Origin of the sequence: Novosphingobium sp. (genome assembly GCF_049240505.1) — a bacterium.
GTDB lineage: Bacteria > Pseudomonadota > Alphaproteobacteria > Sphingomonadales > Sphingomonadaceae > Novosphingobium.
This window is the reverse complement of record NZ_JBMLSM010000205.1, coordinates 17,727-29,951: the sequence shown is the minus strand read 5'-3', so window position 1 is coordinate 29,951 and position 12,225 is coordinate 17,727. Positions and strand designations below refer to the sequence as shown.

8 protein-coding genes are annotated in these 12,225 nt (G+C 60.8%); 1 reads left to right on the top strand and 7 read right to left on the bottom strand.

Annotated elements, in window-relative coordinates; all coding sequences use genetic code 11:
• Window positions 1–10: 10 nt before the first annotated feature.
• The 6 genes from ACOVQ0_RS16670 to ACOVQ0_RS16645 all read right to left on the bottom strand — a co-directional run bounded on the left by ACOVQ0_RS16670 (window position 11) and on the right by ACOVQ0_RS16645 (window position 9,962).
• A complete protein-coding gene (locus ACOVQ0_RS16670; protein ID WP_421887156.1) occupies window positions 11–2,047 on the bottom strand; it encodes a hypothetical protein in 2,037 nt (678 codons plus the stop codon).
• Window positions 2,047–4,023, bottom strand: a complete 1,977-nt coding sequence (locus tag ACOVQ0_RS16665) for a heme-binding protein (RefSeq protein ID WP_421886974.1) — start codon at window positions 4,021–4,023, stop codon at window positions 2,047–2,049. Before ACOVQ0_RS16665 ends, ACOVQ0_RS16670 begins: the two co-directional genes overlap by 1 nt.
• Window positions 4,023–5,444, bottom strand: a complete 1,422-nt coding sequence (locus ACOVQ0_RS16660) for a multiheme c-type cytochrome (RefSeq protein ID WP_421886971.1) — start codon at window positions 5,442–5,444, stop codon at window positions 4,023–4,025. Before ACOVQ0_RS16660 ends, ACOVQ0_RS16665 begins: the two co-directional genes overlap by 1 nt.
• A 192-nt stretch (window positions 5,445–5,636) precedes the next feature.
• Window positions 5,637–7,070 (bottom strand): aldehyde dehydrogenase family protein, encoded by a 1,434-nt coding sequence (locus tag ACOVQ0_RS16655; protein WP_421886968.1) that lies wholly within the window; start codon window positions 7,068–7,070, stop codon window positions 5,637–5,639.
• 132 nt (window positions 7,071–7,202) lie between these two features.
• Window positions 7,203–8,858, bottom strand: coding sequence for an acetolactate synthase large subunit (locus ACOVQ0_RS16650; protein ID WP_421886965.1), 1,656 nt, complete (start codon window positions 8,856–8,858; stop codon window positions 7,203–7,205).
• Window positions 8,859–9,023: 165 nt separating this feature from the next.
• Window positions 9,024–9,962: a D-2-hydroxyacid dehydrogenase gene (locus ACOVQ0_RS16645; protein WP_421886962.1), complete on the bottom strand. Its 939-nt coding sequence runs from the start codon at window positions 9,960–9,962 to the stop codon at window positions 9,024–9,026.
• Window positions 9,963–10,091: 129 nt separating this feature from the next.
• Between ACOVQ0_RS16645 and ACOVQ0_RS16640 the strand changes: the two genes are divergently transcribed.
• On the top strand, window positions 10,092–10,727 hold the full coding sequence (locus ACOVQ0_RS16640; RefSeq protein WP_421886959.1) for a TonB-dependent receptor: 636 nt from the start codon (window positions 10,092–10,094) through the stop codon (window positions 10,725–10,727).
• Here the strand turns inward: ACOVQ0_RS16640 and cysS are convergent.
• Window positions 10,724–12,196: a cysteine--tRNA ligase gene (gene cysS, locus ACOVQ0_RS16635; protein ID WP_421887153.1), complete on the bottom strand. Its 1,473-nt coding sequence runs from the start codon at window positions 12,194–12,196 to the stop codon at window positions 10,724–10,726. The two genes, ACOVQ0_RS16640 and cysS, sit on opposite strands and share 4 nt — an antisense overlap.
• Between the last annotated feature and the right edge of the window lie 29 nt (window positions 12,197–12,225).

Here is a 12,225-nt window from a genome sequence, read left to right as displayed (position 1 = left end):
GGCTGGGTCATCAGAAGGCCACAGTCGCGTTGGCGAGGACGGAATAGAAGCGGCTGGCCTTACCCTGTTGCGAGAACAGATTGTCAAAGCCCCGCCCCGGTTCAAGCACTGCACCGGACAGACGAAAGACAAGGTTCTGCGATGCATGGGGCCGCCAGATGGCCGACACCGAAGCATCCCAGCCGATTTCGCGCGGGATCGAACCTTCGTTGCGCAGCACTTGCAGCACCTTTGTGTTCTGAAACCACAAGTGATTGACGTTGGTAGAAACGCGCACCGTGGGCGTCAGATCGAAATCGGTGCCAACCCCCAGGAGCATGGTGCCGGGATTGGTGAAATTTGACTGCCCCTGCTCTTTCGAAGAGCGCAGCGAATTGAGAATGCCGTTGCGGCCATTGATAGAGATGGCGCGCCCGCCGCCTGCAAAGGGGATCGTCTGGCGAATCCAGTAACTGGTGTCGGCACCTGCGAACTGCGGGTTTTCGAAGATGGCGTCGAAGCCGCCTTCCACTTTGTCGTAAGGATCGCTGTCACCGCTGGCGTAAAGGCCAGACAGGCGGATACGGGTCCAGTCGATATCATAGCTGAGTTCAGCTGCTGCCATGAAAGCGCGAATGCTGGCCGGGCCGCTAGTGAGGAAATTGTTGCTGTCATGCCCCAGCGCGCCATAGAACTGCCCCGTGAGGTTGATGCGACCGATGCGGCCATCGGCGGCATAGCCCAGATAGACCACATCATAATTCCGCCCCCGCAGATCGCCGAGCAGCGCGGGCCGGACCGGGAAACCGTTCTTGTCCACCGCCACCTGGCCGCGTTCGCGGTTGATGTTCCATGTGGCGGAAAGCTGGCTGGTCAGGCCAACGACTGGAAAATCCTGCCGATAGACGTTGGCCATCAGCACGAAGTCGTCACGCGGGGTCTGCGTGATGTCATTCAGGCCGGAATTGGTGTCCTTTTCCAGGCGCCAGAAGGCTGCAAGGTTGAACTGAAAGCGGTTGTTATCGCGGTTCCCGAAAAAGCGGATGCCCAACTGATTGTCGTTGAACAGAAAACCGCGAAAATCAGACTGCATCGGCTGGATGCCCGCGCGGACCGAGAAGAAATCGTAGCGCTTCGAATCGTACTGCCCAAGGTGGTAATCGACAAAGGCTTCCTGCAGCCCAACAAAGCCATCGGTGCGGCGCGTACCTTTTGATGGTTCGACGAACAGCACGCGCCGTTCTGGCACCTGTACGTGATTGATATTGCCCGCAATCGCGATACGATATTCAATTGCAGGCGGTTTGAACGCCGTCATGCCTTTCAGAAGCGAAACGCTGGCGATGAAGGTCTGCGCAAGAACCAGGCTGTTGCTGCGCCCGAACACATCGATCTGGTTCGGGTCACTCGTGGTCTGATTTCCGACGGGAATGGGAAAGCTGCGCGGCTCGACAATCGTATCGGAAACCGCGCCGGCGATCAGGAACCAGTCGTCGCCTTTGAGAAATCCGGGACGTTTGCCACGCGCGAGCGGACGGTCGCCTTTGAGCAAATTGTGGTGAAATGGATCGAGCGACGAATGGCAGACGTGCTGCAATCGCGGGAACAGCGTGTAGAGCGAAAGATCGCGCTTGCCGGTGGTCTTGTCCTTTTGCGGGCAAAGCGAGGACACGATGCGCCAACGGTCGGGCACCCCAACATCAAGCGCGAGATTGCCCATCGGGCCTTCGCCATCATACTTGTCGTAAAAGGCTTCAGGCGGCGGGGCATTGACTGCGCCGGGATTCTCCTGATCGACCTTGTCGGGAAGCTGCTTGGTGTAACCGGGGCGACGGCGCCCATCGATAAGGGCGTCGTCAGCTTCGGTTTCGCCGCCCGGAAGGGCGGTAGTATTGGGATCGACCTGTTGCGATGCGCTGTCTGGCGCTGCGCTCGTGGTCGCCTGTGGCTGCTGAGCGCCGGGCGTTGCCGCCTCGACAGCAGCGAGCACCTGAAACGGCATCATCGGCATCGGTGTCGGCTGCGTGATACCGAATGCCGGGGCAATCAAGGCGATCACCTGCTGCATCATTTGCCCTCGCAAACGTTCTGTTCGCTCGTATCAAGGAACGGTGCGAAGGGGCAGTTCACATAGCGCAGACGAACGCCGCTGCCGACCGCGACAACGATCGTATCGGCGCGCATGTCCTTGGGCGCATTGCCAATTCCGCCTGCCTTGGCACCGCCGTTGTGGACGCCGAGGAACGCGATCATGTCGTCCTGATCGATCCCATCACCCGACACGCCGATAGCGCCGACAAGCCGGTTCCCGCGGTATATCGGCACCGAACCGGGGAATATCTGGATTCCGTTGGCCAGCCGCTTCTTACCCGTGGGCGTGTTGGGCACGGTTGAGCAGGTCTGCGGCGTATCGCTGCCCGCCCCTTGCACAAAGCCTGCGTGTTGCACCACGTTTCCGGCAACAAGCGCGATCTGCAATCCGGTGGCAAACGGGCTGAAATCATCGATCGGACGGGACAAAGGGCCGGGAGGACGGCCAAGTTCCCCATCGGGGAAATACGGACGTGAGAGGTTGCCGCCCGACCGGTCGGCAAAGGCCTTGCCTCCGGTCAATGCCGTCTGATCGCCCAGAAAATCGCGCACGCGCTGCACGAAAACATCCGCGCCGGGGGTGGCCAGTAGCTGCTGTGCAGCCACGGGATTTGAGAAGAACGCCGCCGTGCGCGCCTTTTGCAGCGAGACGTCGGTGCCGAAGATCGGCGCATCGGGGCTGCGCACCTGCCCCAACACTTCGCCGTAAGTATCGACGATCGAGATGGTGACTTGCGCGCGGCTATCGAGCGGTCGGCGGATTTGCGCGCGGGCGCGGGTCATCACCGTGAAAGCTTCTTCCATCACGGTGCGGACTTCAGCTGCCGAAAGCGCCTGCCCCACGTCGGCCCCATCAGTCCCGGCCTTGATTGGGAAGCGCGGATTTCCTGCACCATCCGTCAACAGATAGGCATCTGCCAGCGAGAACTCCGATGCGCTAACCCGCCGGATGCCGCTGCGCTCGGTGCCATAGGCAGTTCCTGCCAGCACCGCCGTCCCATCGAAATAACCATTCACGGGAATCAGCGTTCCGCGCACGTTGTTGATCGCGGAAAAGCTGGTCTGCAAGGCAGAGAGTTTTGCAGGCTGCGCATCGGCAAAGCGCAGCGTCGTGCCGTCTGCGGTGATGCGATCACCCCGGATATCATCTGCCGGAGCGAAGCTCTGAATACCGGCGAGAGCGATGTATTCTTCGGCGTCTTCGTCAACATTGCTGACGTCGGGATCGTAACCATAGTCACCATCGGCCATCACGCCGATACCGCCGACAACCACGCCATTCTTGTAAAGCGGCAAACCGCCCGCATCCGCCGCAAGGCCGAGCGGCGACCGCTTCGGGCCGATGAACGCGCCGCTGCCTGCGTTGCCGGTAATGAAGCGCGTGTTGAGGTCGGAACAGGGAAGCTGGCTGAATTGCACGCCGAAAAGAGGGCCGGATTCAAGGCCGGGGGTATTGGGCGCGGGCGGGAAATGCTCCTGCACGATCTCGCTGGCGGTGCGGGTGGTAAAGGCATTGCCGCTGGAAGACAGGTAGGCTGCCGTGATCGCCTTGCTGATCGCGCCCATCGTCGCTTCGACATCAAGACCCTGCGCATCGATGCCGGGATTGGCGATGCGCCCCGTAGCCGTGCGGCGGCTGGTGAGCATCCGGCTGGGCGCACCGTTCATGCGGAACACGGCAAGGACATTGCCGACCCGATCGACCACGCTGATGATCGCGGGCTTGCTGCGCGCCTGTGCTTCACCCACAGCCTGCGCAACGATCTGTTGAACCTCGCTGGCTGTCAGCGCTTCCTGCGCCGGATCGGCAAAGAAGCGCGACGATGCGGTGGGGGTTGGTGTGGGCGTGAACGTATCGCCAGAGCCGGAATCACCGCCGCCACAGCCTGCTAGCGTAAGCGAAAGGGACAGCGCGATGGCAGTCGTTTGCCTGAGAGCCAGCGGCAGGTGCATCAGCGCAGGCTCCGAATTGAACGGACCGCACCGCCCAGCGCACGGCGGAAGGCAAAGGGCTGAAATCCGTTGGGATCGCGCACCGCTGCGTAGGCCTGATTGATCTGGACACGCAGACCGCTGGCTGCAGAAGTCGAGACCATTCCCTGATTGACCATGCCGCCCAGCAGCGTGTCCACCGCCATGACTGACTGCACTGCGCCTTCGTAATCAGTGAAACGATCGCCAATGGCGTCGCTTGCGATCGAATCCATGATCGCGAAAGTCTGTTCGCGGGTAAAACTGGTGGCGGCAAACCGGCTGGACAGCGCATCGGCAGACTGCCGCAATGCCTGTGCCGCCGCGACCGTTTCAGACCGGCCCGCCAGCATCGCGCGATGGAAGGCCTTGGCACGGGCATCAAACGTGGCAGCAGCATCTGGCGCAACCACCTTTGCCGCAGCCAGCAACATGATCATGTTTTCATCATTGTAGGGCGGCGTGCCGAGATCGATCGGACGGCCCGGATTCGGCACCGCCGTTACATTACCGCCCGCCTCACCGTCATAGATGCGTCGGTGGCACGAATGGCAATCGTAGAACGTGAATTCGGGGAAGATTCCGTCCACCGCGCGGGACGGCTGGCTGAACAGTTCAAGGCTGCGTTTTACAGCTTCCGCCTGCCCCACGGCCCACATGCGCATTGCGTTGGTCTTGCCGCCCTTGCGCGTTACGTAATCGGCGTCCTCGTCATGATGGGCCTGAAGCGTGGTGAAGAGGTCCAGTTCGAACGATATCCGCGGGTGGCCTGCCGCCATGATGCGGTGCGCGATGAATTGACCGCGTGCGTCGCCCGAAAAGTGGCAATCGAGGCAAACTTGTGCCTTGACCTGCGGATTGACCAGATCGGTCATGCCCTGCGCCACATTGCGACGATGACTTGCGCCCACTGTATAGTGCGTGGAGAGCCACCCGCCCGACGCACCGTGACAGGCTTCGCAATCCACACCATCGGCCACGCGGGTAGCGCCCGGCGAAGCATGGCAACCTGCGCATTCGCGCTGGGCCCCAGCGGCGTCGAGGCCAAGGCGCCGCACAATGGCCTGCCCGCGCGGTTCCTGCACCACACGCCACGCACGGCTATGTGCGCCGGTAGGGGAGGATTCTTCCTGCCAGCGCAGCAGTTCGTCCTGCCGCACAACAGCGCCATCCGCGATGCTCCGGCCGTGACAGGTGGAACCGGCGCAGGATGCCACGCCAGTATGGCCACGCAGGGTTTCGGCAGCGGGTTCGGCCCTGACAGAATCAGGACCGACCAGCGCGGAGACGCCAAGCGCCGCCCCTGCCATCGCCAGACATGCCGCGAACGCAAGCGTTCCTGAACGGGAAACCGCCCGGAATGCAGCCTTCAGCCGCTGTTTGCCCTTGAAAATGCCCAGCATTGCCCCTCGTCCCCACCGGCAGACAAGACGTCCGACTTTACGTCTGTGACGACATCCCAAACCGGAAGTGCTGCAATGCGACCCCGTTCAACCGAGACTAGGCCACCAACCGAGTTGGGTTCAAGTGGCTAAACACCCTTTCGCACACAATTCAGCAACAGACGGACGCAGCATATAGCGATTCTGCCCGATTTACGTCCGGCGGATCACCATGTTGCGGATTTCCGACATGTCTTCCATCGCAAACCGAATCCCTTCACGGCCAAGACCGGAATCCTTCACACCGCCATAAGGCATGTTATCCACGCGGTAGGACGACACATCGTTCACCACGATGCCACCAACGTCGAGCTTGTCCCAAGCGCCGAACACCTTCTGGATGTCGGAGGTGAACAACCCTGCCTGCAAGCCGAACTTGCTGTCGTTGACTTCATCCAAAGCCGCGTCCCAATCGGTAAACTTTGACAGGATCACCACAGGACCGAACGCTTCTTCGGTGTAGACATCCATATCGCGGCTGCAGCCTTCCAGCAGCGTGGCTTCCAGCATATTACCATCACAGCCGCCGCCAGCGAGCAGCGTTGCCCCGCCAGCCACCGCCGCGTCGATCCAGCCTTTCAGCCGCTGCGCTTCCTTGGCCGAGATCATCGGGCCGATGAAGGTATCGCGAATCTTGGGATCGCCCGACTTCAGCGTCTTCACCTTGGCAGCCAGCATGTCGCGGAACTGGTCGTAGATATCGGCGTGAATGATCACGCGCTGCACGTGGATGCAGGACTGGCCCGACTGGTAATAGCCGCCGAAGATGATCCGGGCGAGCGCGTGATCCAGATCGGCGTCCTTGTCGACCACGACAGCCGCATTCCCGCCGAGTTCGAGCACGACCTTCTTCTTGCCCGCCTTCGCTTTCAGCGCCCAGCCCACATCGGGCGAGCCGGTGAACGAGAGCAGCTTGAGCCGCTCATCCGTGGTGAACAGGTCCGCACCGTCGCGGCTGGCAGGCAGGATCGAGAACGCGCCTTCGGGCAGAACGTCGCACTCGGCCAGAACTTCGCCCATGATGATGGCGCCCAGCGGCGTCAGGCTGGCGGGCTTCATCACGAAAGGGCAGCCCATCGCGATGGCAGGCGCAATCTTGTGCGCGGCAAGATTCAGCGGGAAGTTGAACGGTGAAATGAAGCTGCACGGCCCAATCGGCACGCGCTTCCACATGCCCATATACCCTTTGGCACGCGGCGAAATGTCGAGCGGCTGGACCTCGCCATAATTGCGCGTGGCTTCTTCAGCGGCGATGCGGAACGTGTCGATCAGGCGGCCCACCTCGCCTTCGGAATCGGCAATCGGCTTGCCCGCTTCGATGCACAGGGCATAGGCGAGTTCGTCCTTGCGCTCGGCAAACCGCTTCACGCAATGATCCAGCACGTCACGCTTTTCGTAACTCGCCAGCTTGGCCATCGGCTCTGCCGCGCGCACAGCTCCGGCAATCGCTTCGTCGATGACATCGGGCGTGGCCAGCGCGGCGCGGAAAGCCACCTCGCCGGTGAACTTGTCGGTCACCGCAAGATCGGTGTTGGGCTGCACCGCCTTGTTGTTGAGGTAGAGCGGGTAGACGTCTTTTAGGTTCATTGTTGACCTCTGCCAGGAGCAAACCTGCCCCTTCTTCGTCATTGCGAGCGAAGCGAAGCAATCCAGAGAGGATGCGCGCGACGACTCTGGATTGCTTCGTCGCTGCGCTTCTCGCAATGACGAAAGTTGCTGTTACAGCGCCTTGGACAGATCTTTGATGTCCTTGTTCAAAATCTGATCGTTCTCCGAATAGTCCACCGGGCAATCGATCAGATGGACGCCAGGCGTGTCGCGGCAATGCGCCAGCAATTCCTTGAGATGCGCCGCGCTTTCCACGCGATATCCCCGAGCACCGTAAGCCTCTGCATATTTGACGAAATCGGGGTTATTGTAAGTCAGGCCGAAATCCTCAAAACCCATGTTGGCCTGCTTCCAGCGGATCATGCCATAGGCATTGTCGTTCAGGATCAGAACCGTCAGGTTCAGGCCCAGCCGAACGGCGGTTTCCATCTCCTGGCTGTTCATCATGAACCCGCCATCGCCGCAGATCGCCATGACCTTCCGCTCAGGATAGAGCATCGCGCTCATCATCGCAGACGGCAACCCTGCGCCCATTGTGGCAAGCGCATTGTCAAGCAGCACGGTGTTGGGCTGATAGGCGGTGTAACCGCGCGCGAACCAGATCTTGTAGACGCCGTTATCAAGGCAGATGATCCCGTCTTCCGGCATGGAATCACGCACCTGCTGCACCAGATGCGGCGGGAACACAGGGAACCGCTCATCCGCTGCCAACGGTGCAGTGTGCGCAACTTCCGCCGCGCGATAGGCCAGCATATGATCGAAGTTCCACGCCGGATTGGGCGTGAGCGCTTCCTTCATCTGCCAGATCGCGTTGGCGATATCGCCGATGACCTCGATCGAAGGGAAGTACACCGGATCAACCTCGGCCGTCTTGGTCGATACGTGGATGACCGGCGGCCCGCCATCCCGCATGAAGAACGGCGGCTTCTCGATGACATCGTGGCCGACATTGATGATGATATCGGCATCTTCCACCGCCCGATGCACGAAATCGCCCGCCGACAGCGCTGCGCAACCAAGGAACTTGGGGTGGCGCTCATCAATCACGCCCTTACCCAGCTGTGTGGTCAGAAACGGAATGCCGGTCTTCTCCACGAACTCGCGCAGCATCTTGCCGGTCATCTTGCGGTTCGCGCCCGCGCCGATCACCAGCACCGGAGCCTTTGCCGCCTGCAAAGCCTCAACCGCCTGCGTAACCGATTTGGCATCGGCGTTCGGACGCCTCACCAAACTGCGCTTCAGTGGCAACGAAGTGGTGTGTTCGTCGGCAATATCCTCGGGCAATTCGATGTGCGTCGCACCAGGCTTTTCCTCTTCGGCAAGCCGATAGGCCTCGCGCACGCGCGTGGGGATGTTGTCGGAAGACGCCATCTGGTGCGTGAACTTGGTGATCGGCCCCATCATGGAAACGACATCGAGGATTTGGAAACGACCCTGCTTCGATTTCTTGATCGGCTTCTGGCCGGTGATCATCAGCATCGGCATTCCGCCCAGCGTGGCATAGGCAGCAGCCGTGACAAAGTTCGTCGCCCCCGGCCCCAGCGTAGCAATGCAGACGCCCGTCTTGCCGGTGTGTCGGCCATATGTGGCCGCCATGAAGCCAGCGCCCTGTTCGTGCCGCGTGAGGATCAGCTTGATCTGCTTTGAGCGGGAAAGCGAGTCGAGGAAATCGAGGTTCTCTTCGCCGGGAACGCCGAAGATATATTCGCAGCCCTCTTCCTCAAGGCACTCGATGAACAGGTCGGATGCTTTTTTGCCGTCGGCCATTGTGATCGCTCCATCAACGGGAGCGCGCAGCCAGATGGCGCTCCCCTCCCCAGTTCGGTTGCGACCGCTTGGAGCGAATATCCGGCGCGTGTCGTTATGGCCCCCGCACCTGCCCCACAGATCATGTGGCTATCAGACACAATTGGCGGAGTCACCCCTCCCCATTCAGTAGCCCAACGAAAGATCGACTTGTGGCTGCAGCGTCTCGCCCTTGCCGAAACGTGCGATGTTTTCCAGAAAGCGGCTGACCGACCTTTCAAACATCTTCGTTTGCGCCCGCCCAGACAGATGACTGGTGACATGCGCGTTCGGCACGCTCCACAGCGGATGTTCGGGCGGCAGTGGTTCGGGCGTCACCACGTCGAGGAAGGCATGGCCCGGGCGTCCGGCCTTCAACCCTTCGATCAATGCGTCCTGATCGACCACGGCCCCGCGCGCAACGTTTACCAGAGTGGAGCCCGGCTTCATCGCCGCAATCTCCGCCGCGCCAATCATGCCATCCGTCTCGGGCGTGGCGGGCACGGCAAGGATCACCCAGTCGAACGAGCCAAGCTGCGCGCGCCAATCGTCCGGCCCCAGCGTGCCCTCACCTGCCGAACGCCGCACTTTCACCACGTCTACATCGAAGCCCTGCAACATCCGGTCAACGCGCTGCCCGATTGCGCCATAGCCGAGGATCAGCGCGCGGCTGCCCGACAGTTCCATCTTCCCCGGCGAATCCAGCAGCCATTCGTGCCGGTCCTGCGCCCGCACCACATCACGATAGCCCTTCGCCACGGTCAGCATTCCCATCACCACGTATTCGGCAATGGTGATCGCATTGATGCCGGTGCCATTGGTGAGGGTGACACCACGTTCGCGCAGCACATCGAGAGGGAAGAAATCGACGCCGGCATAGACTGAATTGAGCCACTTGAGCTTCGTTGCTAGCCTGATGGCCTTGTCCATGCCCGCCGGCTGATAGAGGTCGAACCACCCGATCTCCGCATCGGGCGCAAGGTCGAACAGTTCGTCGGCGCTACGGAAAAAGCGCGGCTCCATCCAGTCAGGCAGGCGCCCTTCCACCAGCGGCGCGGCCATCGCGCTCATCACAAGGACGGTCATTGACTTTGATCTCCCGCGCTGTTCGTTAAAAGCGGACTAGCGGAGAGGGCAGCAGCGATGAAACGGATTTTCTTGGCGATTTGTCTTGGCAGCACGGCGTGTCCCCCTGCGTTTGCGCAGGACGATGGAATGTCAGAAGTCATCGTCACCGCCATGCGCCGGGAATCCGACACGTTCGATGAGCGCGTGCCCGCAGTCGGCCTGCGCCGCGTGGCAGACTTTGCCGTACAGGAAGTTTCCATCACGGGTGACACCCGCGATGCGGGAAAGCGGATCGCCGAAGTCTATCAGATGATAGAAAACGCCATTCGGCTGGCACCAAAGCATGGCGTCCAGCTCGCCTATGGCCAACGCACGATCGAGCCGCTGACGTTGCAAAACTACAAGTCTCTCGCACTGAACGGTGCCGGGCGGCCCGACACGTCCCGTGCTGTTTTCCTGATCAAGGTTCCGCTCAACGCGCAGTCTTCGGGCATGGCAATGGAACGAAAGATCGCCGACTTCATAAAAGCGGTCGAGCCAGTTGGTCGGGCAGAGTTTGGAGAAGCTGACGACCTTACTTTGTCGGTCGTTGCGCCCGATCAATATCGCGGTGCAGTGGCTGATGCGATTGCTGCCGATGCGCGGACGATGGCCACGAAGCTGGGTGTCGATTATGGTGTTGAAATCGAAGGATTGAATCGCCCGGTGGAGTGGACACGCGCCAGCCTGTCGGAAGTTCTGCTGTATATTCCCTACAAACTGGTCGTCGTGCCCAAACGCTAGGCTAGCTTCCACTCCCAACCCAGTGGATCGCCATCCATCACATCCACGCCATTGGTTGCCAGTTCGTCGCGCAGAGCATCGGAACGGGCAAAGTCCTTGTTGGCGCGTGCCGCTTTGCGGGCTTCAAGCACCACCTCGATTTCCGATTGACCAATGTCGATGCCCTTGGGCTTTATCCGCAGATCTTCGCGCTCAAGCGCCAGCACGCCCAGACCCAACACGCCGTCCATCTCGGCAAGCACCGCGAGTTTTTCGGCCGGATCCACCTTCTTGAGTGCCAGCACTTCCTCGAACACTGTCAGCGCTATGGCGGTATTGAGATCATCAGACACGGAAGCATCGAAGCGTTCGAGGAAGGGCGCGAAGCGTGGGCCAGCTTGCACAGCACCCTCTCCTGCCCGATCCTTGAGTTGGCCGATCGCAATCAACATCCGCTTCAACCGGGTAAGCGCTGCGCCAAGCCCTTCCCACGAAAACTCCAGTTCGCTGCGATAGTGCGCCTGCAGACACATCATGCGGTAGGCCAGTGGGTGATAGCCCTTGTCGATCAGCAGTTGCAGGCGCAGGAATTCGCCCGACGATTTGCTCATCTTGCCAGAGCGTTCGACGAGGAAGTTGTTGTGCATCCACACACGCGCGCCTGAGTTGGCGGGCAGGTCCAGCCCGCCACTTGCCTTGTCGCCGCAGCAGAACGCCTGATTCTGCGCGATTTCGTTGGGGTGATGGATTTCGCGGTGGTCGATGCCGCCAGTGTGGATGTCAAACGGAAAGCCCAAAACTTCGCTCGACATGACCGAGCATTCCAGATGCCAGCCCGGCGCGCCCTTGCCCCACGGCGAATCCCATTCCATCTGGCGTTTCTCGCCCCGCGGTGTCTTGCGCCAGATGGCGAAGTCAGCCGCGTTGCGCTTACCCTCGACCGCCTCGATCCGGCCTTCTCCGTCTTCGGTCTGGGCGCGTGCCAGCCGTCCATAGTCGGCCACTGTCGAAACGTCGAAATACAGCCCGCTATCGAGTTCATAGCAGTGCTTGTCCGCAATCTTTTCGGCAAAGGCGATCATCTGCGGCACATATTCGGTGGCAATCGTCCAGCGCGCGGGCTGGCGGATGTTCAGCGCCTTGATGTCTTCCCAGTATGCCTGGGTATAATGCTGCGCGATGTCCCAGATGGACTTGGCCGCTGTCCGTGCCATCTTTTCCATCTTGTCTTCGCCATCGTCCGCATCGTCGGTCAGATGGCCAACATCGGTGATGTTGATGACATGGGTGAGCTTGTAGCCCTTGAAGCTGAGCGTGCGGCCCAGAATGTCGGCAAAGACATAGGCCCGCATGTTGCCAATGTGGGGATAGTTATAGACCGTCGGCCCACAGGAATAGACGCGCGCTTCGGGCTCCTTGCCCGGCACGCCGGGAATTCCGGGGTGGACCGGCTGGAACTCTTCCAACTGGCGGGTCAGGCTGTTGAACAGCTTGAGCGGGGCGGAAGGGCTGAACGGCG